We start from the raw sequence: 23,193 nt of genomic DNA, 5'->3' as shown, positions 1-23,193 counted from the left end.
GGCCAACCCGCAAGCCCCGGCCGGCTGCTACTGCCGGTACCCGGCGAGGAACCTGCCGATCCGGCCGATGGCCGCCTCCAGGTCCTCCGCGTACGGCAGGGTCAGGATGCGGAAGTGGTCGGGCGCGGGCCAGTTGAAGCCGGTGCCCTGCACCACCTGGATCTTCTCCCGCAGCAGCAGGTCCAGGACGAACTTCTCGTCGTCGTGGATCGGGTGCACCTTGGGGTCGATGCGCGGGAAGGCGTACAGCGCGCCCTTGGGCTTGACGCAGGACACACCGGGGATCTCGTTGAGCTTCTCCCAGGCCACGGTCCGCTGCTCGTGCAGCCGGCCGCCGGGCCGGGTCAGTTCGCGGATGGACTGGCGTCCGCCGAGCGCGGCCTGGATGGCGTACTGCGCGGGCGCGTTGGCGCACAGCCGCATGGAGGCCAGCATGGTCAGGCCCTCCAGGTAGTCCTTGGCGTGCTGCTTGGGGCCGGTGACCACCAGCCAGCCGGAGCGGAAGCCCGCCACCCGGTAGGTCTTGGACAGCCCGCAGAAGGTGAGCACGACCAGGTCGGGGGCGAGCGCGGCGGCCGAGTGGTGCACGGCGTCGTCGTACAGGATCTGGTCGTAGATCTCGTCGGCGAACACCATCAGCCCGTGCCGGCGGGCGAGATCGAGGATGCCCTCGACGATCTCCTTCGGATAGACCGCGCCCGTCGGGTTGTTGGGGTTGATGATGACCACGGCCTTGGTGCGGTCGGTGATCTTCGCCGCCATGTCGGCCAGGTCGGGGTTCCAGTCGGCCTGTTCGTCGCACAGGTAGTGCACGGCCTTGCCGCCGGCCAGCGTGGTGGCGGCCGTCCACAGCGGGAAGTCCGGCGCGGGGATGAGGATCTCGTCGCCGTCCTCCACCAGCGCCTGCACGGCCATGGAGACCAGTTCCGAGACGCCGTTGCCCAGGAAGACGTCGTCCACGTCGACCTCCAGGCCCAGGGTCTGGTAGCGCTGGGCGACCGCGCGGCGGGCGGAGAGGACGCCCCGGGAGTCGGTGTAGCCGTGCGCCCGCGGCAGCATCCGGATCATGTCCTGGAGGATCTCCTCCGGCGCCTCGAAGCCGAAGGCCGCGGGGTTGCCGGTGTTCAGGCGCAGCACGCTGTGCCCCGCCTCCTCCAGCGCGTTGGCGTGCTCGATCACCGGGCCGCGGATCTCGTAGCACACCTCGCTGAGCTTGTTGGACTGCCGGAACTCCATGGGCCCCTCCGGAAACTTGTGTTGCTTGGTTTTACCAAGTGAGAGCTTGGAAAGTCCAACAACGCGTCTACACTGCGTCGCATGTCACCTCGCCGAAGCTACGACCAGTACTGTTCCGCGGCCCGTGCCCTCGATCTGGTCGGCGACCGCTGGACCCTGCTGATCGTCCGGGAGCTGCTCGCCGGTCCCCGCCGCTACACGGACCTGCACGCGGACCTGCCCGGCGTGAGCACGGACGTACTCGCCTCACGGCTGAAGGAGATGGAGCGCGACGGCCTGGCCACCCGGCGCCGGCTGCCCCCGCCTGGCGCCGCGTACGTGTACGAACTCACCCCTCGCGGCCGCGAGTTGCTGCCGGTCCTCCAGGCGCTCGGCACCTGGGGCGCGCGGGAGCTGGGCGAGCGCAGGCCCACCGACGCCGTGCGGGCCCACTGGTTCGCCCTCCCGCTGCTGCGCGCGCTGGAGGGCGAAGGCGTCCTCGAAGTACAGCTGGAGGAAGGCGAGTTCCACCTTCACGTCGGCGCCGAGGAGGGGCCGGTCTACGGTGACGGACCCGCCCCCGGCCCGGCCGACGCCCGCCTGGTGATGGACGCGGCGACCTGCGAGGCCGTCGCCCGCGGCGAGCTGGCCCTGCCGGACGCGGTACGGGACGGGCGGGTGACGGTGACCGGGGAGGGCACCCTCGCCAAGGCACTGCGCGAGGCGTGACGCGGGGTGCGGCGGCGGCTGTGACAAAGGCGAAGGCCCGCCGGGGCGGCGGGCCTTCACATCATCTCGGGGGTCGTACGGCTCAGGCGCCCGGCGGCACCCGGGACGGCCGGCCCGACCCGCGCGTCAGCGCGTAGCCGCCGATGCCGGCGAGCGCGGCCAGCACACCGCCGATCCCGGTCCACACCCAGCGGTCCGACCACCAGCCGGACGACCAGCCGTCGCGGCCGAAGCTGGACAGCACGGCCTCCTTCGAACCCTCCTTCTCCTGCGCGGACTTGACGGCGATGCCCGGGACGAGCGGCTTGCCCAGCGAGCCGTCGACCGCGGCGGCACCGCCGATGTCCTTGGAGTCGACGCGGACTTCGGCGCCGACCGGCTGGCCGAGGTCAAAGGCGGCGAGGTCCACCACCGTCAGCCGGATGTAGTACGTGCCCGGCAGCGGGTCGTTGGCCCACGGCTCCGACCAGCCGCGCACCGTACGCAGCACACAGGCCAGTTCGACGGAGCCGGCGTCCGGCGCGGCGGTGCGCGACTGGGCACCGTACTGGCAGGCCTGGCGGCGCCGCAGCCCGTCGTACACGTCGAGCTGCCAGGTCTCGGCGCCGTGCCTGGCCGGGAGCTTCACCGTCGCCTTGACGGTGGGGCGCTGCCCGGTGTCCGCCGGGAAGGACCAGTACAGGTAGTCGCCGGTGGAGCCGGAGGCGGTGGCCCGCTCGCCCTGCTCGATCTCCGCCGCCGTACGGAACGAGGTGCCCGCCTGGGTGGGCGCGTCGTCGTCGGCCGAGGCGCTCGGCGAGGGCGAGGAGTCCGCGGCGGCCGGTCCGGCGGCCAGCCCCAGCGCCAGCAGCGCGGCGCCCAGCACTCGTGTGATCCGCATCAGTTCGTCCTCCAGACCGAGACCCGCCAGCGCGACAGCCAGCCCCACAGCAGACCCGCGAGGAAGCCGGCCAGCACCAGGGCGCCGAGCAGCCACCAGCCACGGCCGAGCCCGAAGGCGGCCACGTCGCGGTGGCCCGAGGGGCCGTCCACCACGTCGACGGTCAGCTCCAGCGGCAGACCCGGCGTGGTCTTCACGCCCGAGGCCGCCGAGAAGGACTGGGTGACCTGGAGGCACACCGTCTCCGCGGGCGCCGAGTCGTCGTCGCTGTCCTGCTTCGGGTACCGCAGACCGGTGGAGACGACATCCGTACGGCCGGTGCCCGCGGCCTCACCGCGCACGATCTCCCGGCCGTGCACGGTCACCGCCCGCAGCAGCACCCCGTAGTGGGGGTTCACTGCCCGGTCGTCCGCCACGCTCACCGAGGCGCGCAGCTCCTGGCCGGGCTCCACGTCCACCTTGTACCAGCGCTGCTGCCCGAACTCCTCGCGGTCGGTGTAGAGACCGGACTTCAGGGCGGGCGCCTTCTCGCACCGGTCGGCGCCCTCGGTGGCGACCGGGGTCACCACCGGATCCGCCGCCCGGTCCACCAACTGGCCGACCCGGTCGCTCAGTTCCTCCTTGTGCCGGACGTCGGTGTAGGTACCGCCGGTGGCGTCCGCGATGCAGCTGAGCTGGGCGCGGGTCTTGGCGTCGGGCACCAGGCCGAGGGTGTCGATGGTCAGGCCGATGCCCTTGGCCGCTATCTCCCGGGCCACCTCGCACGGGTCGAGCGGCTGGCAGGTGTCCTCGCCGTCACTGATCAGCACGATACGGCGGGTGCCGTTCCCGCCGTTCAGATCGTCCGCCGCCTTCAGCAGCGCGGGCCCGATCGGGGTCCAGCCGGTGGGCGACAGCGTGGCCACGGCCGTCTTCGCGTCGGTCCGGTTCAGCGGCCCCACCGGGTACAGCTGCGCGGTGTCCTTGCAGCCCTCCTTGCGGTCGTCGCCGCGGTAGTTGGCGCCGAGCGTACGGATACCGAGCTCGACCTCCTCGGGCGTCGCGTCCAGCACCTCGTTGAACGCCTGCTTCGCCGCGGCCATCCGGGTGCCGCCGTCGATGTCCCGGGTCCGCATGGAACCACTGACGTCCAGCACGAGTTCGACCTTCGGAGCCGTCTGCTCCGTCTCGTCGGCGACCGCACCCGAGGGGAACGCGATCCCGGCGGTCAGGGCGGCGAACAGAGCGCAGACCCCCACCGCCAGCCGTTGTCTTCTGATCATCGCCGGATCTTATTGATCGGACAGGCCGGACTCCAAAACGCGGGGTGGGGGCGGGCGGTGGGCGCGCGAGACGACGGGAGCGGGCGGAACCCGGGCCGGCCGGTACCAGGTCGTCGTGCCCGAGGCGGTCGCGTGGGAGGCACCCGGCGGGGCGGCGCCCCGGGCCGGCCGCAACAGGCCGCACCGGCAGCAGGCCGCACCGGCGGCCCGGCCGGCGGCCCGACGCCCGCTCAGCGGGGCACCGACCGCGGTTGCGGCAGCCCCGTCCAGAGGTCCCCCGTGCCGGTGGGGGACAGGCGCATCAGGGTCAGGGCCTTCGCGGGAAGGGGGGCCTCGCGCAGGGCGGGCAGGTCCGGCGTGGGCGGGAGGTCGGGGAGGGCCGCCTCCAGGGCCGTGGCCAGGGCCTGGGCGGAGCCTGCCGTGCCGGCCAGGGCACCGGACACCAGGGAGCCGAAGAGCTTGCGGCGCAGGGCGGTGGGGTCGTCGGTGATCAGGCGGCCCGTGAGGGCGGGCGGGGTGACGCCGTGCCGGGACAGCCGGGCGGGGCTGATGCGGATGTCGGCCAGATCGCGGTAGACCAGCCGCAGCGGAGTGCCGTCCGCCGCCAGCACGACCAGGAGGTTCTGCCCGTGGGCCTCCAGCGCCACGCCCAGCTCCAGCAGTCGCAGGCCCACCGTGAGCGCCAGCCGGGCGAGCTCCGCCAACCAGCCGGGACGGCCGGGCAGCGACGTGGTGGTGAGCGCGGCCACCGGCACCACCCGCTCACCCGGCCCCGCGTACACCTCCGGCGGCTCACGCAGCAGCGCGGCCAGGTCGGGGGAGTGCGCGGTGACCGCCCCGAGCGTGCGGGTCAGGTGCAGCAGTCCGCCGGAGCGCGCCACCAGCTCCTCGGCGAAGGCGGACAGCGGCGCCGCCGCCCGCACCGAGTAGGCGGAGATGTCCCGCACCGACGACGTCAGCCGGGCGCTCAGCGCCGTCTTCACATGCGGGCCGCCGGACAGCGCCAGCGTACGCAGTGACATCAGCGGCCGGGCCGGGCGCCATCCGTCGTACGACCGCTTGAGCACATGCGCGGCCTGCCAGGGGTGCACCGGCAGCAACAGCCGCCCGCCGTCCCGGAGTTCCGCGGGCCATTGCCCGGACACCAGGCAGTCGTCCGCCGGCACCGGTACCGTGCCCAGCTCCACCACCGGAGCGTGCTCCGGGCCGTACGCCAGCTGCTCCGCCACCGAGAAACCGGGCCGGGACCGGCAGCCCGGGTGGAACGGGTGCCCGTCGGTCCCCCGCCGCTCCCACTCCCAGTCCCGCCCCCGTCCCCCGGCCGGGGGAATTCCCTCCGGCCACTCCTCCCGCCCCCGCCGCCGCGCCCCGGCCCGGGACAGTGCCAGCGAGGCCACGCTGTGCGCCAGCTCCGCCACGAACCCGGCCGCGCCCGGCCCCCCGAGCGCACCCATCAGCCGCGCCGGATCGTCGTACCGCTCCCGGTCCAGGTGTACGGCGGTCACGTACGCGGCGGTGGCGTACGGGTCGGCGTGCGGCCCGTGCAGCCGCCGCCCGTCGGACAGGCGCACCGCGAGCCCGTACGCCCCGGACTCCCGGCCGGTGACGAACGGCAGCGGCTCGTACGCCAGCGCCCGCCACAGCCGGGTCAGCACGGCGGCCCGCGCGCCGGGCAGCTCCGCCGCGTAACCGGGCAGCAGTCCGGGCCGGACGGCGGCCAGTTCCTCGGCGATCACGGACTCGGTGGCGGGAGCAGGGTGCACGGTCGGCTCCTGAGATAGGCGGGGCACGGCACGATTGTCGGGGACCGCCGGGTACGGCAGCCATACTGATCGTCCCCGGCCGCCCCCGACGCGCTCCGCGTGCGCCGGGGGCGGCTGTGGGCCCCTGGACGACGGACGAATGGAACGCGTGGACCTCACACCCCCCACCGGCGACGCGGGCCGCCTGGCCGACGCGTACGCGGCAGCGCCCCTGCTCAACTGCCTGCTGCGGGAGGTGGCCGAGCCGCTCCCGGACGCCGGTGACCGCCGGGCGTACCGGCTGCCGGGCGGCCGGCTGCTGCGGGTGCGCGCCGGGCGCCGGCCCGCCGACCCCGAGCTGTACACGGCCGGCGCCTGGCACCGGATCGGCCATCCGGAACTGGTCAAACTGGTCGCGGAGGTGCTGCGCCGGCACACCGGGCTGCCCGGCGGCGACCTGCCCGCCGAGATGATCGACAGCCGGGACGCGGTCGCCGCCCTGCTCACCGCCCGAGCCCGGGCCACGCCCCCCGGGGACCCGTATCTGCGCTCCGAGCAGTCCCTGCTCACCGGTCACCCCTACCACCCGGCCCCCAAGGCGCGCGGCGGCGGCCCGGTCGTGTCCTGGCTGCCGTACGCCCCCGAGGCACACGCCCGTTTCCCGCTGGCACTGCTCGGCGTCCGCGAGGACCAGGTGGCGGAGGAGGGCGACACCGGCGCCCTGGACGCCCTCGGCACCGCCCCGCCCGGCTACCGGCTGCTGCCCGCCCACCCCTGGCAGCTCGACCTGGCCGCCCGCGAGCTCGCCCCCGCCTTCGCCGACGGCCGGCTGCTGCGGCTCGGCACCACCGCGTTCCCGGTCTGGCCGACGGCCGCCGTCCGCACGGTGTACGAGCCCCGCCGCGACCTGTTCCTGAAGTTCAGCCTGGACGTACGCATCACCAACGACATCCGCCGGCTGTGGCGCCACGACCTGCGCCGGCTGCGCCGTACCGACACCGCCGCCGGGCGTGCCTTCGCGGCGATGGGCCCGCCCGCGGCCTGGCTGAGCGACCGCGGCTACCGCACCGCCGCCTTCGCCTTCGAGGAACTGGCCGTCCTGGTCCGCGACGGGCTGCGCGGCCACCTCCTGCCGGGCGCGACCCCGTTGCTCGCGGCGGGCCTCGCCGAGGGCTTCGAGGGCAGCCCGCTGGCCGCCACGGACGACCCGGCCGGCTGGTGGGAGGCGTATCTGCGGCAGGTCGTGCCGCCCGCCCTGACCGCGTTCGGCACCCACGGGGTGGTCCTGGAGGCCCACCTGCAGAACACCCTGGTCGCCGTGGACGCGGCCGGCACACCCGTGCAGGCCCTGTTCCGGGACGCCGAGGGCGCCAAACTGCTGCCGGACGTGAGCCGGGCGGCCGGCTGGGAACGGCTGGTGTACTGCCTGGTCGTCAACCACCTCACCGAGATCGCGGGCGCCCTCGCCGACCACCGTCCCGGTTACGACCCGTGGCCCGCAGTCCGCCGCGAACTCGCCCGGCACGACCTGCCCGAGATCCCCGCGCTGCTCACCGCGCCGACCCTGCCCGGCAAGACCAACCTCCTGCTGCGCTGGACGGCGGCGGACGGCGCGGACGCCCGCTACCTACCGCTGCCCAACCCATTGCTGGTCGACTGAACGGCTCCGGCGGCGGGTTCGGTGTCCGTCGGGACGGTCCCTCACGAGCCGCAGAACTCGGCGTCGACGACCCGCTGTTCGTGGACGTTCCAGTCGCCGTTGAAGTTCAGCGACAGCACGTGACCACCGTCCGCCGTCGTCATGGTCTCCGAGATGGAGCCCTGGATGCCGCCGTTGTGCCCCCACACCTCGGTGCCGCACGACAGCGTCATCTTCATCAGCCCCAGACCGTAGGAGAAGTCGGGCACGCCCTCGATCGGCACGGTCGTCATCATCTTCTCCAGCTGCGGCCTGTGAAGGAGCCGGCCGGAGAACAGGGCCCGGTAGAACCGGTTGAGGTCGCGGCTGTCGGAGATCATCTCTCCGGCGGCGCCGGCGAAGGAGGGGTTGAGTTCGGTGACGTCGTAGGTGGCGCTGCCCGGCGCGCCGGGTCCGGCGAGTTCGCCGGTCAGCTTCGAGTAGGCCCGCCCGCTCGGCCCGGGAAGGCGGGCGCTGGTACCCGGCACACTGGTGGAGTCCAGGCGCAGGGGGCGCAGGACACGGTGCTCGATCTCGTGGGCGTAGGTGTGGCCGGTGGCCTTCTGGATCACCATGGAGGCGATGACGTAGTTGGTGTCGGAGTAGCTCCAGCCGTCACCGGGGGCGAAGACGGGCCGGTGTGACATGGCGAGCCGGACGATCTGCCGGGGGGTCCAGGTCTCGTAGCGGTGCTGGAGGAAGTCGGTGCCGAACTCCTTCCTCTTGAAGGTCTCGTCGTCGGTGTAGCTGTAGATGCCGCTGGTGTGGTTGAGGAGCCGCAAGAGCGTGATCTTGCTGCCGTCGTGGCCGTTTCCCGCCACCAGACCCGGCAGCCAGTCGTCCACGGTGTCGTCCAGGCTCAGTTCTCCCTCGGCCTCCAGCTGGAGCATCACCGTGGCCACGAACGTCTTGGTGATCGAGCCGATCCGGAAGCGGTCGTCGGTGCGCGGCTTCCGGCCGGTCGCCAGATCCGCGGTGCCGGCACGCCCCGCCCAGGCGGTGCGCCCCAGCTCGGCGAGGGCGATGCCCCCGGGCGGCCCTTCCCGCACCACCGAGTCCAACGCCGCCTGGGTGGCCCCGTGTCGGCCGCGCCCGCCCGACGCCTCCTCGGTGCCGGCGGCCGACGCCGGCAGGGCGAGACCCGCGGTGATCGCCGCTGTCACGAGCGCCCCCACGGCAGCGACCCGCAGCCCTCGCCCACCGTGCCTGCGGCCACGCCGCTCGGACGCACCTGCCCCGCCTGCTGCACACGTCTGCTCGTACACGGAAGACTCCCGGTCGGTGGGTGACGACTGAACCGGGCCCAGTATTTTCGGTCGAGGTACGGGCCCGGGATACCGCCAGCCACCCGCTTGCGGGTAGGGCTGTCCCCCGGTGCGCCGGCCGGTTTCCTCCTCGGTCACCTTCGTCGAGCGACTGCCTGCTGTCCCTCGGCATGCTCGGCGGACGGCGATGCCGTCCGGGGCTGCTGTGCGGCCGGGGCTCCGGACGGCAACCGCGAGGTCGCCTCAATGGCCGTCGGGCAGGTGCGGCCCGGCGGCGTGGTGATCCTCGGCGGAGGCACCACCGCCCTGGCCGTCGGCCACGCGCTGCCGAAGGACCTGGCCTGCACCGTGATCACCCACAGCCCGACGATCGCCGCCGCGCGGAACGTCTCCGCCGGTTTCTTCCTCCTCGGCGTCACCGGCGTGCGCCCCGAGGCGGGACCGACCACCGGCGACGCCGAGGACGCCGCGAGGGAACGTGCCCTCGTGGCACGGGCCGCGGACATCTGCGTCCTCGGCTCCGCCGAGAAGACCGGCACCGCTTCCAGGTCGGCGGACTGATCACGGACGCGGTCCCGCGGGACCCGGTGGTCGAGCGGCTCATGGCGAACGGCGTCGACGAGGCGGCCGGTCCTGCGACGCCGGGTCATCCAGGGGCGCGACAGTCGTACTTCCTCAACGAGCGTGTATGTACGCGGATCCGGCCCTGCGGAGGGCGGTGTGGGCGTCGCGGCACCGGTCCCGGGCCGCCTCCAACGCCGGCTCCACCTCGGGCGCGAACCGGCCGCCGGTCACCGGGCCCAGGACTATGTCGTGCAGGTCCACCGCCGTCCGCCACGCGGGCCAGGGCGGCACCGGCCAGGGTGCCGAGCACGGCCACGACGCTGGACCACATCGATCAGCACTCCCTCGGGTTCGGCGGCATCCGCGACGGCCGGTCGGGGCCGGCAGGGCGATTCTGCCCCCCACGGCTCACACCGCGCGGCGATGTCCCGCGCGGTGGACTCGTCCAGCCGGCCGGTCACGGACGCGGACCCGCGGTGATGCCACCCTGTCCGTGCCGGCCCAAGACACCCGACAGCGGATCAGTCGCTCAGCGAGGCCACGTACGGCGCCAGCTTGGCCGGGTTCATCACCCACATGAGCCGGTCGATGCCGTCCGTGGAGATGTCGGCGGTCAGCAGGGCGACCGCCTGCTCGCCGGACGCGACCAGCACGGCCGACCGGCCGTTCGCCTCGACCCATCGGGTCTCCGCCTGCGGCCAGAAGCGCGGGGCGAAGGCCACGAGGTACCGCGAGACGTGCGGCCGTCCGATGACCGGGATCCTGGACGCACCGCGGATTCCGTTACCGTCCGAGTAGCTGACGACGTCGGCGGTGAGCACGTCCTCCAGTACCGAGAGGTCGCCCGTCCGCGCCGCGGAGAGGAAGACCTCCAGCAGCCGCCGGTGGGCCGCGGGGCTGACGGTCTCCTTGCGCTCGGCGGCCAGGTGCCTGCGGCCACGGCTCACCAGTTGCCGGGCGTTGGCCTCGGTGGTCTCCAGGATCTCGGCGACCCGCGCGTAGGGGTAGTCGAACGCCTCCCGGAGCACGTAGGCGGTGCGCTCGACGGGATTCAGCTTTTCCAGCAGCAGCAGAACCGCCATCTCCAGGGCCTCGGCCCGCTCCGCGCCCAGCTGCGGATCCTGCGTGGTGTCGACGGGCTCGGGAAGCCAGGGCCCGACGTAGGACTCCCGGCGTACCCGCGCGGACTGGGCCAGGTTGATCGCCAGCCTGGTGGCGACCGTGGTCAGGAAGGCCGCCGGTTCGCGGACCTTCGCACGGTCGGTGTTCTGCCACCGCACCCAGGTCTCCTGCAGGACGTCCTCGGCCTCCACCGCACTGCCCAGCACGCGGTACGCGATGCCGAAGAGCTGCGGCCGCGCCGAGAGGAAGTCCTTCGTGGCCTGGTCGAGGGTGCCGGGCGGGCCGCCAGCGCGCATGGGTCATCCCTTCTGGCTTCGGGCGCCCCATGCTACAAGCGGCTGTGCACGGACTCGGGGTGGATGGCCGTACGACCGCGGAAGGCGGAAAGCAGGGGGGGAATGGCGCCGTCCCCCCTGCCTGCCCGGCGGCCGGGGCCGCGGATCAGGGCCGGCCACGCACGCGCCGGCCCGCCCGAGGCGCGGTCAGTGGTCCCAGACGGCCGGCACGAAACGGAAGGCGTTCCCCGCCACCGCCACGTGGCAGACGGAGGGGAACGACAGGTGGGTGGCCACCAGTTGCTCGCCGCTCGCCGCCAGCTCCTTCAGGAGGCGGATCCGGACGCGGGCCGATTCCTCGGGGTCGTGGTCGAAGCCGTTGTGCCACTCGGGTTTGTCGAACCCGCACTGGAACACGGCATCACCCGCGAACGTCAGCCGGTCGCCGCCGGACTCCAGGCGGACGATGCTGTGGCCGGGGGTGTGACCGCCGGTGCGGTGGATCCTCACGCCCGGCGCCACCTCGCACTCCTTCTCGAACGGCCGCAATTGGCCGCGGTACACGTCCAGGAAGCGTGCGGCGGTCGTCCGGAGCACGTCCGGCACCGGGGCCGGCATGTCGGTGCGGGAGAAGTCGGGCGCCGCCCAGAACTCCGCCTCGGCGGACGCCAGATGGACCCGCAGGTCCGGGCGCAGCCGGCCCCTCAGACCGTCGACGAGCAGCCCGCCGATGTGGTCCATGTGCAAGTGGGTGAGCACCACGTCGGTCACGGACGCGGGATCGATCCCGGCGGCGTCCAGACGCATGGCCAGCTGTCCGGCCCGCGGGAACCCCGGGAACTCCGTCCCCAGCCCGGAATCGACGAGGACGGTCCGGCCACCGCTGCGCACCACGGCCACGTTCAACGGCCAGTCGATCAGCTCCGGGGACAGGAACATGTCGCTGAGCCAGGCCGACAGCTCGGCCGTGGCGGCGTTGGTGGCCAGCGTCGCGGGGGGAATCGGCAGCACCCCGTCGCTGATCAGCGTCACGTCGATGTCACCGACCTTCAGCGCGTAGCGCGACGGAACCGATTCCTCGGTCCTCGGCGCATCGGTGCGTACGGTGTCGACCCGGCTCATGTCGTCCTCCTCGTGAAGCGGTGACCGAAGACGTCGACGGCGCGATGGGCACACCGTCCGGTCATCCCGTACGACCGGACGGCGGGCCGCTTTGTGACAACCGCGCTCGGCGACCGGGTCAGGACGGTGGAGTCCACGCTCGCCATGCTCCGGCCCCCGGTTCAGTACGCGAGCTGTCCGATCCCCCCGTCGACGCGCAGCACGGTCCCCGCGGTGCAGGCGGATTCGTCCGAGGCGAGGTAGACCGCCGCCTTCGCCAACTCGGTGGCGCTGCCCAGGCGGTGGAGAGGCACGGTCTGCCGGAGTTCCTCGTGGAGGGCGGCTTGGCGCTCGGCACCGAGGTGTGCGAACGCGTTGGTGATCGTCGGGCCCGGGCTCAGTCCGTTGACGCCGATGCCCCGGTCCTTCAGCTCATGGGTCAGGCCGCGGGTGTAGGAGAGCAGACCCGCCTTGGACGCGCCGTACACCGTGGCGTTCTCGTGTCCGATGTACGCGGAGACCGAGCCGACCAGGATGACCGAGGACTGCCGGGAGAAGAGCGGCAGCGGAGAGATCACGGACACCTCCACCCCGGAGGCCCAAACCCAGTTGTTGCTCTACATCGTCCAGGGCCTCTCCCTCGTATCGCGGGCGGGCCTCGACCGGACGGCGGCCCTGGCAGCGATCGACACGGCGCTGGACGGGTTGCGGGCGTGACCCGCCCAGCGCCGTGAGCGACCGGGCGCCTGACCGCCGGGCTCGGTGAAGGCGAGCGACTGGGCCGCCGCCGCAGGCCCGTACGCCGCACCTGCTCGGCGACTCCGGTGCCGCCCTGTCGGCTTCGCGTCACGTCACCGAGCGGCGCGCCTCCCGCTCGGTCAGAAGACGGTCCCGACGTCCCGCCTCACGATCTCGTCCATGTTGCGTTCGGCCAGTGCGGCGATGGTCATGGAGGGGTTGGCGGCTCCGGTCGAGCCCGGGATGAGGGCGCCGTCATTGACGTAGAGACCGCGCTGGCCGAGGACCCTGCCGTAGGCATCGCACACCGTGCCGATGGTGGCTCCGCCCAGGGGGTGGTAGGTCGTGGTGTCGAAGAGGGTCGTGTCCAGCATGGGGTTGCGCAGGTCCTCGGCAAGACTTCCGCCGACGATCCGGCGTAGCCGGGCGGCGATCCGCCGGGTGAGGGCGGCGTCGTAGGTCTGACTCCAGTGCAGTACCGCGTCGTCCCGGAGGGGATCGTGGACGAATCGCCCTCGGGGCTCGACCAGACCGAAACCGATGAGGCTGGTGGTACCCAGGTCGACGGGGAACGGGACCGGCCCGTGGATCAGGGTCAGCGGATCGTCCGGTGTGCTGTTGTCACGCAGTCCCACGCAGGCCGGTCCTCCCTGGAGGGGACCGGGGGAGTCACCGAGCGGCGTCCAGGAGAAGATGCGGTCGCCGTTGTTGCCCCAGTGGCTGCCGACGGCGTCCGGCAGGCCCGGTACCAGGTTCTTCGCTCTGGCCTTGACGAGGAGCCGGCTCGTGCCGGCGGACCCGGCCGCGAGGAAGAGCGCGTCGGTCACGATCCGCTTCCTCTCCAGGACGCGTCCGTCGGTGGCGATCCTGTCGGTGTGCGCCACCCAACGGCCCCGCGCGTCCCGTGAGATGTCCCGTACGACGTGCAGCGGCGCGGTCTCGACCCGGCCGGTCGCCTCGGCGGCCGCGACATAGGTGACGTCGACGGTGCGCTTGCCTCCGTTGTTCGCGCCGAGAATGACGTCCCCGGTGGAGTAGGAGGGCGGTAGTCCGCCGCGCAGTTCACGGCGTACCCACTCCCAGTCGAGGGGGAGCGGCACGCGGTACGGGGCGAATCCGGCGGCCTTCACCTTCCTGGTGAACTGGCGGGCGGCCCGGTACCGCTTATGGGCCAGCACGTCGTCGGGGATCGGCGCGGGACGCAGGACCGCTGCCACCCGCCGGTAGTAGTCGGCGTCGAAGACCGCGTAGTCCAGGGCCGCCGGCATGCACGCCGTGAACGCGGCCTCGGTCGGCTGAATGGTCATGCCGTGATAGACGAGTGAGCCGCCGCCGACTCCGGCACCGCACATCACGTCCATGCCGATTCCCCGCACCCGTTCCATGACACCGGTGTACGGCCGCCACACGGCCGGCGGGGAACCGGTGAAGACGGGCCCCGGGGTGAGCCAGGATGCACGCCGGTCCTGGTGGAACATGCGAGGGAACACGTCGGCGCCCGGCCTGACGGGCCAGCGGATGCCGCGTTCGAGGAGCAGTACGTCCACGCCCGCACGGGCCAGCCGTAGCGCGGTGATCGCGCCTCCGAAACCGGTACCGACCACCACGGCCCGCCGGCGCTCCTCCGCTATGTGCCCCAGCCGTCTCCCGGCCGCCACGGCCACCGGCCCCGGGCCGGCCGCACCGGCCAGCGCGGCAATCGCAGCACCCTTCAAAAACCTCCGGCGTCCCGTGGACATACCGCCGCTTCTCCCTCACTGCCGACGCGTGAAAGCGCAAACCCATTGAGGCCGAGACGCTAGTTGCTCAGAAAACCCGGGAGTCACATCGCTGCTCTCGAATCACCCGAAAGAGTTACGAGGCTTCCCATGCACGGGTACGGGGTGCCGGGCCGGCGCCACGTCTTCGGGCAGGGGGACGGCGTCCCGGCCCGGGCCGGGACGCCGTGGAGCCGGCATCGGGTGTCCAGCCCGCTCCGTCATGGAGCTGCCGCGACCGCGAGCCGACGGGGCCGTGCCATGGATCAGTCGACGCAACCCGTCACGATGACCGGGCTGCCCGCGCAGTTGGTGGGGATGTTGTCCTTGATGGTCGACCGGATGACCGTGAACTGGTTGACAGTGAACACCCCGCCGGGAGCCACTGTGGAGGCGTTGCCCCGGACCGTGCTGTGATCAAGCGTCACGGACCCGCCGTTGTTGTAGATGCCGCCGCCTTGCGACGTCCCGGAACCGTTGGCGCTGTTGCGCTCCACGGTGCTGCCCTTGAGCACGAGCGTGGACGGCCCGCTCGCGTTGTAGATGCCGCCGCCCCGGCCGCCCACGCCACCGATGACGTTGCCGCTGACCTCGGTACTCGTGAGCTTCAGCGTGGCGCCGTTGAAGATGCCGCCGCCCCTGGTTCCCGCGCTGGTGTTGTCACGGATCTTGCTGTCGACGAACTCGATCGTGCCGAGGTCGATGTCGACGCCTCCCCCGTCGAGGCCGGCGGTGTTGCCGGTGGCGGTGGTCCGCTTGAACACGGAGTCACCGAAGTCGTGATCGATCGCGCCACCGAACCGCCTCGCGTGGTTGCGAGTGAACTCGGGACCGTCGGCACGCACCGTGCCGTCGGCCTGAAGACCTCCGCCGCTGTCCGCGTTGTTGAACTTGAACGAGCCGCGCGTGATGACGCCCGTGGCACCCTGCAGGACGGCCACCCCGCCACCCCGGACCGCCGCGGTGTTGTCGAGAAGCGTCACATCCTCGAGGTTCAGCTTGCCGCCCGCCTCGACCAGGATGCCCCCGCCGTCCCCCGGGGAGTCGCCACCCCGGACCGTGACGTCGTCGAGGCGGAGATCGCCGCCGGAGGCGACGTGAAAGATCCGGAACGCTCCGGCGGTCACCGAGTCGCGGACGATGGTGGCGCCGTGGCCGTGGATGGTGAGTCGCTTGCGGATGACCGGCAGTCCGTCAGCGCCCGCGTAGGCGCCGGTCAGGTGGTAGGTGCAGTGCCTGGCGAGGTTCAGCGTGTCCCCGGCCGTCGCCTGTGCGATCGCGCTGATCAGCGCGGAGGTGGTGCAACCCACCGTGGCCTGGGTCGTGGCAACGGCCGGTGCGGCGGGCAGGCCGGTGACGGCCAGAGCCGTGATCGCAGCCGCCACGCCGTACGGAGTACGTCTCATTGCTCTCCTTGAGATGCCGGGCCGCCTCGCCGAAGCCAGGGGCAGCACCGTCACGTTTCAGACACAGGGAGCAATCCCGTAGGACGCGCCCACGAAGGCGCGCCGCGAGCACATGTCACTCGGTCACGACGTAAGGTTCGGCCGTACAGTCGATCCACTGCCGCCCACGTGATCGAAAAAGTATGTGCAGCGGCGGCGAGGACCTCGCCAGACCCCCATCGGCGGCGCGGCGCATGACGCCGATGTCACGGGCGTGCCGTCTTGTGCGGTCGAATCTCCCCGCGCGCTCCCCGGCGACGCGGATACTCCCCGGTTCCTCCTCAGGGGAGCAGTCTCCGGTGGCAGGGTGCTCGCGGGCACGCCATGGTTTTTCCGTGCCCCGCCCCCGGACATCGTCGACACCGCCTTCCCCGTTCACCGACGGGACCGGCACGGCAGAAGAAAACCGGCCGTAGGATAGCGGCCAAGGAGCGGCGTGTGCCTCGAAATCCGGCCAACTCCGTTTGTATACAAGGCATTTATGCCTTACTTGTACAGTCGAATTCGATAACGTGCTCCTTGCTATCGATCAGCTTCGGGTTGGGGGCGGCCGGCCGTCATCGGTCCGGCTCGGGCCGCAACCGGATCACGCAAGGAGCAGCAATGTTCAAGCGCACGCGCATGACGCCGAGTTGGCGTCAGTGGGTGGTTGCCCGCCTGGCTGCCGCGCTGGCGACCCTGGCCGCCATCGTGGCCACGGCCGGCGTCGTCGCACCCCCCGCCCAGGCCGGCGATGGGCCCGGCGCCATCTGGTACACCGGAATCATCCGCAGTTGGGCACAAGGAAGATGCCTGGACAGCAACGACAATGGTGACGTCTACACCATTCCGTGCAACGGGGGTCAGTATCAGCAGTGGTGGATCACCATTATGGAGCATCCGGAAAACGAGTGGGCCACGGTGCAGATCCAGAACGTGAAGACCCACCGGTTCCTCGGAGCCATTTGCGGTAGCTGCGGCAGCTGGCAGCCGGGGGTCAAGACATACGACTCGTGGGACCCGGACAAGAATTGGTTGCTCTTCCCGGGCAACAGCGACTGGACCGCGTGGCGTTTCGCCTACAATCCCGGGATCAACCAGCGCTGTCTGGACGCCAACCAGCCGACCGACACGACCGGCAAGGTCCCTTACGTGTCCTTTGAAGGAGTGACCACGGATCCGAAACTCCCCCCGAACTTCTGCAGTTCGAACTATCAGGACTGGAAGCTGGGCTACTGAGCGAGGTCACTCGTAGTCAGGCAGCGTGAGTGCGCTGTATGTGGCGTGCGGGGGCTCGGCGGGGAGTGCCGAGAGTGCGCGGAGGGCCGCATTGCGCTTCCGGAGGGACTCCTCGGTGGCGGGGAAGAGGGCCGTGTCGCCCTCGTTCGCTAGATCCTGGTTGAGGGTCACGAACGGCCGCAGCACCTTCTCGTAGGCATCGAATGCCTCGGCGTGATCCGTGTGCGTGGCCAGCTCTCCGGCCAGGACATAGGCGCCGACCAGGGCGAGGCTGGTGCCTTGCCCCGTCAGGAACGACGGGGCGTAGGCCGCGTCGCCGACCAGTGCGACCCGGCCGCGGGACCAGTTCGGCATCCGTATCTGGCTGATGGCGTCGAAGAACAGGTCGTCGGCGGCGCGCATCCGGGCGACCATGCCGGGAATCTCCCAGCACTCGTCCGGAAACGCGGCGGCGACCAGTGCGCGCTGCGCCTCCTGGTCGTGGAAGACGTCGAAGGGAAGGTCGGGGCGCCTGAAGGAGAGCAGTCCGAACACCTGCCCGCCGGAGCCGGCGGCGTAGAGGGCGGCCCGCCGGCCGGGGGAGTTCCAGAGCATGCCTTCGCGGGAGAGCCCGAGGTGGTTGGGCAGGGTGAAACCGGCGAAACAGGCGCCGAGGTGATGATGGAAGGGCTCCTCGGGGCCGAAGACCAGCCGGCGGGTGGGGGAGTGGATTCCGTCCGCCCCGATCACGATGTCGAAGGTGCGGCGGTGGCCGCTGCGGAAGGTCACTTCGATGCTGTCGGGGCGGTCGTCGAGGGTGGCGATGGAGTCGTTGAACAGGAACGTGACGGATTCGCGGACGGCCTCGTAGAGGGTCTGGGTCAGGTCGCCGCGCCGCTTGGCAGTCCGAGCCAGGGCGGCACCGGCCAGGGTGCCGAGCACGGCCACGACGCTGGACCACATCGATCAGCACTCCCTCGGGTTCGGCGGCATCCGCGACGGCCGGTCGAGGGCCGGCATGACGGCTCTGCCGCTCCAACGGTTCACACCGTGCTCGGTGCGGATCGTGCCGGTCTTGCTGCCGATGTCCGCGTCTCCAGTTGGTGGGCGGTGTGTGGGTCCTCTGGTTCGAGGGCGGCGGCCTGGCGTTCGTTAACCACCGCACCCGTTACGGGACAACCCCTGGTGACTGCGTTTCGTCACCTGTGCGGCCCTCCCGTCGGTGGCCTCGCCGCACAAACCACCTATCGCAAGTGATCTCTCAAATGGCACTCTTGGGGCGGCATACACGCCTTGTCCTCATCTCCTCATCGAAGTGTGAGCATCCGTAGATGCGAATATCCCTCGGCGCGGCGCGCCGTACAGGTGGAGCGGCCGTGCTCTCCCTGGCCACTGCCCTGGCCGGGCTCGCCTTCCCCGCGACCGCGCATGCGGCCGTGAACTGCTCGCCCGGCGTGTGGAAGGCCCAGTACTACGCCAACACCGCCTTCTCCGGCACTCCGAAGGCCACCGTCTGCGATACCGCCATCGCCGAGAACTACGGCTCCGGCGACCCCTCGGGCGTGACCCTGCCGAACGACTACTTCGGCGTCCGCTGGAGCACCACCCGCAACTTCGGCTCCGGCGGCCCCTTCGACCTGAGCGTCGCCGTCCAGGACGGCGCCCGCGTCTACCTCGACGGCACCCGCAAGATCGACCTGTGGCGCAACGTCAGCTCGACCCAGCGCAAGACCGTCCGCCTCACGATCCCGCGCGGGACCCACACCCTGCGCGTGGACTTCGCCGCCTTCACCGGCACCGCCAACGTCTCCTTCTCCTACACGCCGGTCATCGGCGCCACGTACGACAAGACCGCCCCCTTGGCCCCGGCCGGCGTGAAGTCGAGCTACTCGGCGTCCACCCTGAAGACGACCCTGACCTGGTCCCGCAACTACGAGATGGACGCGGCCGGTTACCGCGTCTACCGCCGCACCGCCGGCACCAGCGGCTGGAGCCTGCGCAACTCCTCCCTGATCACGGGCACCACCTTCACCGAAGCGCCCCCGGCCACCGGCGCCACCTACGAGTACGCCCTCCGCGCCGTCGACCGCTCCGGCAACGTCTCCGCGCAGTCCGCCGTGACGAGCGTCGTCAGCGCCGACAGGACGGCCCCCGTCGTGCCCACCGGGCTCACGGCCACGTACGACCCGTCCGCCGGCGCCCGGCTCTCCTGGTCCGCGGTGAGCGGGGCGAGCTCCTACGAGGTGCAGCGAGCCGTCACGCCCGAGGGGCCGTTCGCCTCGGTCGGCACCCCCACGCAGAGCTCCGCCCTGACCGACCCGGCCGCCGCCGTGGGCACGACCTACTACTACCGCGTGCGGGCCAAGGACAGTGCGGGCAACGCCTCCCCGTACTCCGCGCCCGTCCGGCTCGACGCCACCGAGGCCAAGCCGCTGCCGCCGACGGCCGTCTCCGCCAACGGCTGGGTCGACCGCAACACCGTAGGATGGCGGTACGACGGTGACACGGCCCACCGGTTCCACGTCTACGCCGCCGAGTCGGCCGACGGTCCCTGGACCCGGCTGACCGAGACGCCGGTCACCGGCCCCGCCTACGACGACTACGCGGCGCCCGTCCGCGAGGTGCGTTACTACCAGGTCAGGACGGTCACGACCCACGGCACGGAGTCGAACCCGTCAGCGACGGCCTCGGCCACCCGCACCGGCGACGTCACCCCGCCGCACATGCCGTACGGCCTCAACGCCTGGAACGGCTCGGACGGCGTGCACCTCGTCTGGACGCCCAACACCGACGACACGGACCACTACCTCGTCATGCGTGCGGCGACGTTCGGCGCGTGGGAGCAGATCGCCGTGGTGCGGGAAGCCGAGTACCTGGACACCAATACCCCGGCCGGCCAGCAGTTCGGCTACACCGTCCGCGCCGTCGACGCGGCCGGCAACGTCTCCCCGATGCCCCAGCCCGGCTACGGCACCGTCTACGGCAAGCGCCTGCCGGTCTACGAGAAGCCGGCCGCGCCCGCCTCGGTCACCGCGACGGCCGCCGACGGCAACGTCAACGTGGAGTGGACCGCGAGCACGTCGGCCGATGTGGCCGGCTACTACGTCTACCGCACGACCGGCACGGACCCGGCGACGGCCTACTCGGTCTCCCCGCTCATCACAGGAACGACCTTCACGAACGAGAACGTGCCCGCCGGCAAGACCTGGCACTACGTGGTGCGCGCCGTCAGCACGCACAGCCAGTGGTCCGACTTCTCGCCGATGGCCGAAGCCACCGTGGCCTGCCCGGTCCTCACCGGACCGGCCACTCCCCGGATCACCGGGGGCGGCAGGGGCGCGGACTACGTCCAGCTCGACTGGGAGGTCGGCGCGTGCGACCAGGGGGCAACCGTCTCGTACAACGTCTACCGGTCCACGTCCAGCGCGGACGTCTTCACCCCTGAGCGCCGCATCGCCACGGGGGTTACGGCACTGACGTACAAGGACCCCGGTCTGGCGCGGGCGTACTACTACTACGTCGTCACCGCCGTGGCCGCCGACGGCACCGAGTCGGCCCCGCAGGCCGTGCCGTTCGGGATATCGATGATGGCGCCCTGACGCACCGCTCGATCAGTGCGAGAGCCGCCGTGCGAAGGAGTCCGGGAGTACGTGAGCCGTTTCCGCCGGCCGACCCACTGCTGCTGCGGAGCACCCGGACGACCCTGCCGTGCGGCGGTTCGGCATCGGCCGGTCGGAGGCGGAGAGTCCGCAGGGGTGCCGGCGCGATGGCTCGGGCGTCCGTCCCCGGCTGTCACGCTTGGTTACTATGCTCACTTCGTGCCTTGAGGCCGGAGCAAGGGCCTCCGGCGCGATCGTGGACATGTGCCCGGACCGCGGCGCCCTGGATGGGGCCATGGAATGCGAGGTCAGCGAGTGGGGAGCCTTCGGAAGTGTTGAGAGAAGTCGCCGCCACCCGCTACATCGAACCCTTGCGCTCCGGCGGCTCCGTCCCCGGTGTCGTCGAGGCCGATGATCTCGGCACGTATGTCGTGAAGTTGTCCGGTTAGGGGCGCGGACCTGCGGTGATTCCACCGTGCCCTCTGCTGACCAGGGGAGTTGTGTCTTTCAGCGTCTTTCACGGGTGTGCCGTCTCGTGTGGTCGATTCTCCCCACGCGCTCCCCAGCGAGGCGGATACTCCCCAGATTCTCCCCAGGGAATCCGTCGCCGAGACCAGTTCCCGGTGGCAGCGTGTTCCCGGCCCATCAATACGGTGGACACGCTGAGTGACTGATGCGGGCTGGCCGTTTGGGGCAGCCCATGTGGTCTGGTGTCGCCCTGCGTGGTGGCCCTTCCACGGCGGAACACTTCCGGGTCGGTGGGGAGGCCGCCGTCGCGGCGTGCCCGGGCCCATCGGACAGGGGCGTTCTCCCTTGGCGCTGCACTCGGGGGCACCTCGCTGTCCGGTCCGGCGCTCACGTCTTCGGAGGAAGGGGCCGTGGGCGGCGCCGGTGGTGCCGACGGGTTCCGTGTGCGTGCGGCGACGGGTCCGCAACGGGCGGCCGTCCGGTCACAGGAAGTGCCGGATCGGGGTGACGGCGGCTTCCCTGGCGCGCTGGAGCAGGGTCCGCCGTCTCCACCGGTCCAGGTCGATCTCGTCGCTGCGCCGCACGTCCGCGTCGTAGTCGCGGTCGAGTGCGGCGGTGAACGTCTCGTCCAGCACGGCGAGCATGACCTCCTCGTCGTGGTCCATGGACCTGCGGTTGAAGTTGGTAGACCCGATCAGGGCGGCCACCGAGTCCACGGTGATGATCTTGGCGTGCATCATGGTCGGCTGGTACTGGCGAATACGGACACCCGCTTCCAGCAGCCGTGTGTAGTGGTGCTGGCCGGCGAGCTGGCAGGCGCGCTGGTCGGTGTGGGGGCCGGGGAGGAGGATTTCCACCCGCACGCCTCTCCGGGCGGTCCGGCACAGCAGGTCGACGAAGTAGGCGTCGGGCGCGAAGTAGGCGGTGGCGAGGCGGAAGCGCTCCTCGGCGGAGGTGAGCATGACCCGCATGAGCGTCTGCATGTCCTGCCAGCCGATGCTGGCCGAGCCGCGCACGACCTGGACGACCGACGAGCCCGGTTGCGGGTGCTCGGTGAAGCGGTCGCGGTCGTCGAAAAGTTCGTCGTGGCACTCGGCCCAGTTCTGCGCGAAGGCGGCCGCGATGCCGTCCACGGCGGGCCCGCTCACCTGGACGTGGGTGTCGCGCCACTCTCCCGGGCCGCGGGCGTCCCCGCACCATTCCTCCGCGATGCCGACGCCCCCGGTGAACGCGGTCCGCTCGTCGACGACGAGCGCCTTGCGGTGGCAACGGTGGTTCTGCTTGTACGGCGACAGCCAGACCGGCTTGCGGAACCAGGCCACCTGCACACCCGCCGCGTCCATGAGGTCCAGCAGCCGCTGTTCGATCTCCTTGGCGCCGAAACCGTCCAGCAGCAGCCGGACGCGTACCCCCGCCCGGGCGCGCTCGGCGAGCGCGACGGCGAAGTCCCGGGCGATCTGGCCGCGCCAGTACACGAACGTCATCATGTCGATCGTGTGCTGGGCCGAACCGATCGCCCTGAGCATCGCGGGAAAGATCTCGTCTCCGTTGCGCAGCGGGACGAGCTCGTTGCCTTCGGTGGCGGCGATGCCGATCAGCCGCTCCAGGCGGCGGCGCAGCCGCTGCTTGCGGACTGCCGCGTCGGTCGCGGTGCCCTGGGCCTGGGCCTGTGCCTGGGCCGTCGGCACGCCGTCGAGTATCACGTCGTATCTCCCGTTCGGTCATGAGGGCGCTTCGGCGGGGCCGCCGCGCGAGCCCGAGAATCAGGATGCCCGGCGGGCACTCCGGCACTCCCCGCTCCGGACGGCGCCGCCCACGCAGGCCCTCCGAGGCCGACCGGCCGCACCGGTGCGGCCCCGGCGATGCCCTGACGCGGAATGAGCCGCGCGAGACCCGTCTGCTCCGGGGCTCAGCGGGCATACGGCGGTCAGCCGGAGAGCTCCGCCTCCGCCCGGACATCGCGGCGAGACGCCGACCAGGGGAGTACGCATGCCGACTGCTGTACCGCAGGCACCTGCCCGACCGCCCGGTGGGAGATCCGGGGAGGCCCCCAGCACGTCGAGGGCATCAGTCCGGCCGCGACCCGCTTCGCCGTCCTGGCCGGCGCGTGGCTGGACACCGTGATGCCGGAGCGTGCCGACGACCGCAGCCGGGCC

The 23,193-nt window shown here is 71.7% G+C and carries 16 protein-coding genes and 2 pseudogenes; 6 read left to right on the top strand and 12 right to left on the bottom strand.

What is annotated here, in order from left to right; all coding sequences use genetic code 11:
• Positions 1–27 precede the first annotated feature (27 nt).
• On the bottom strand, positions 28–1,236 hold the full coding sequence (locus IH25_RS0129380) for a pyridoxal phosphate-dependent aminotransferase (protein ID WP_030617236.1): 1,209 nt from the start codon (positions 1,234–1,236) through the stop codon (positions 28–30).
• An 81-nt stretch (positions 1,237–1,317) separates the two neighbouring features.
• Here IH25_RS0129380 and IH25_RS0129375 point away from each other — a divergent pair, with 81 nt between their 5' ends.
• Positions 1,318–1,944 (top strand): winged helix-turn-helix transcriptional regulator, encoded by a 627-nt coding sequence (locus tag IH25_RS0129375; protein ID WP_030617234.1) that lies wholly within the window; start codon positions 1,318–1,320, stop codon positions 1,942–1,944.
• 82 nt (positions 1,945–2,026) lie between these two features.
• Here IH25_RS0129375 and IH25_RS0129370 read toward each other — a convergent pair whose 3' ends face one another.
• The 3 genes from IH25_RS0129370 to IH25_RS0129360 form a co-directional block, all read right to left on the bottom strand.
• Positions 2,027–2,824: a hypothetical protein gene (locus IH25_RS0129370; protein WP_030617231.1), complete on the bottom strand. Its 798-nt coding sequence runs from the start codon at positions 2,822–2,824 to the stop codon at positions 2,027–2,029.
• Complete coding sequence (locus IH25_RS0129365; RefSeq protein WP_030617228.1) at positions 2,824–4,086, bottom strand: VWA domain-containing protein; 1,263 nt, start codon at positions 4,084–4,086, stop codon at positions 2,824–2,826. Before IH25_RS0129365 ends, IH25_RS0129370 begins: the two co-directional genes overlap by 1 nt.
• Positions 4,087–4,316: 230 nt before the next feature.
• Positions 4,317–5,849 carry an IucA/IucC family protein gene (locus tag IH25_RS0129360; protein ID WP_030617224.1) on the bottom strand — a complete coding sequence of 511 codons (1,533 nt, stop codon included), beginning with the start codon at positions 5,847–5,849 and terminating at the stop codon, positions 4,317–4,319.
• Between the two features lie 139 nt (positions 5,850–5,988).
• On the opposite strand from IH25_RS0129360, the gene IH25_RS0129355 reads away from it, so the two are divergent.
• Positions 5,989–7,488, top strand: coding sequence for an IucA/IucC family protein (locus IH25_RS0129355; protein WP_030617221.1), 1,500 nt, complete (start codon positions 5,989–5,991; stop codon positions 7,486–7,488).
• Positions 7,489–7,529: 41 nt separating this feature from the next.
• On the opposite strand, the gene IH25_RS0129350 is transcribed toward IH25_RS0129355, so the two are convergent.
• Positions 7,530–8,669, bottom strand: coding sequence for a serine hydrolase domain-containing protein (locus IH25_RS0129350; protein WP_245172911.1), 1,140 nt, complete (start codon positions 8,667–8,669; stop codon positions 7,530–7,532).
• Positions 8,670–8,981: 312 nt separating this feature from the next.
• Here IH25_RS0129350 and IH25_RS37920 point away from each other — a divergent pair.
• Positions 8,982–9,391: pseudogene (locus IH25_RS37920) on the top strand (DeoR family transcriptional regulator); the annotation flags it as partial.
• A gap of 465 nt (positions 9,392–9,856) precedes the next feature.
• On the opposite strand, the gene IH25_RS0129335 reads toward IH25_RS37920, so the two are convergent.
• From IH25_RS0129335 to IH25_RS0129315, 5 genes are all read right to left on the bottom strand, one after another.
• Positions 9,857–10,753 carry an RNA polymerase sigma-70 factor gene (locus IH25_RS0129335; RefSeq protein WP_030617214.1) on the bottom strand — a complete coding sequence of 299 codons (897 nt, stop codon included), beginning with the start codon at positions 10,751–10,753 and terminating at the stop codon, positions 9,857–9,859.
• Between the two features lie 186 nt (positions 10,754–10,939).
• Positions 10,940–11,854: an MBL fold metallo-hydrolase gene (locus IH25_RS0129330; RefSeq protein WP_030617212.1), complete on the bottom strand. Its 915-nt coding sequence runs from the start codon at positions 11,852–11,854 to the stop codon at positions 10,940–10,942.
• A gap of 161 nt (positions 11,855–12,015) precedes the next feature.
• On the bottom strand, positions 12,016–12,411 hold the full coding sequence (locus IH25_RS37915) for an SDR family oxidoreductase (protein ID WP_245172910.1): 396 nt from the start codon (positions 12,409–12,411) through the stop codon (positions 12,016–12,018).
• A 300-nt stretch (positions 12,412–12,711) separates the two neighbouring features.
• Positions 12,712–14,310 carry a GMC oxidoreductase gene (locus IH25_RS0129320; protein WP_030617210.1) on the bottom strand — a complete coding sequence of 533 codons (1,599 nt, stop codon included), beginning with the start codon at positions 14,308–14,310 and terminating at the stop codon, positions 12,712–12,714.
• A gap of 284 nt (positions 14,311–14,594) precedes the next feature.
• Entirely contained in the window at positions 14,595–15,788 is a 1,194-nt protein-coding gene (locus IH25_RS0129315) for a right-handed parallel beta-helix repeat-containing protein (RefSeq protein ID WP_157847039.1), read from the bottom strand.
• A gap of 588 nt (positions 15,789–16,376) precedes the next feature.
• Here IH25_RS0129315 and IH25_RS41965 point away from each other — a divergent pair.
• Positions 16,377–16,991 (top strand): hypothetical protein, encoded by a 615-nt coding sequence (locus IH25_RS41965; RefSeq protein ID WP_030617202.1) that lies wholly within the window; start codon positions 16,377–16,379, stop codon positions 16,989–16,991.
• Positions 16,992–16,997: 6 nt separating this feature from the next.
• Here IH25_RS41965 and IH25_RS0129305 read toward each other — a convergent pair whose 3' ends face one another.
• Complete coding sequence (locus IH25_RS0129305; protein WP_342447385.1) at positions 16,998–17,933, bottom strand: Rossmann-fold NAD(P)-binding domain-containing protein; 936 nt, start codon at positions 17,931–17,933, stop codon at positions 16,998–17,000.
• Positions 17,934–18,301: 368 nt separating this feature from the next.
• On the opposite strand from IH25_RS0129305, the gene IH25_RS38695 reads away from it, so the two are divergent.
• Positions 18,302–20,569 (top strand): PA14 domain-containing protein, encoded by a 2,268-nt coding sequence (locus IH25_RS38695; RefSeq protein WP_078844480.1) that lies wholly within the window; start codon positions 18,302–18,304, stop codon positions 20,567–20,569.
• A gap of 332 nt (positions 20,570–20,901) precedes the next feature.
• Positions 20,902–21,015, top strand: a pseudogene (locus IH25_RS43305) (HipA family kinase); the annotation flags it as partial.
• Between the two features lie 504 nt (positions 21,016–21,519).
• Here IH25_RS43305 and IH25_RS0129290 read toward each other — a convergent pair.
• The gene (locus tag IH25_RS0129290) at positions 21,520–22,740 is read right to left on the bottom strand and encodes a phospholipase D-like domain-containing protein (protein WP_030617194.1); all 1,221 of its coding nucleotides are present in this window, start codon (positions 22,738–22,740) and stop codon (positions 21,520–21,522) included.
• Between the last annotated feature and the right edge of the window lie 453 nt (positions 22,741–23,193).

This window comes from Streptomyces achromogenes subsp. achromogenes, from assembly GCF_000720835.1.
In the GTDB taxonomy this organism is placed as follows: domain Bacteria; phylum Actinomycetota; class Actinomycetes; order Streptomycetales; family Streptomycetaceae; genus Streptomyces; species Streptomyces achromogenes.
Note: the sequence above shows the minus strand (reverse complement) of the source record. Positions and strands in the feature narration are given on the sequence as shown.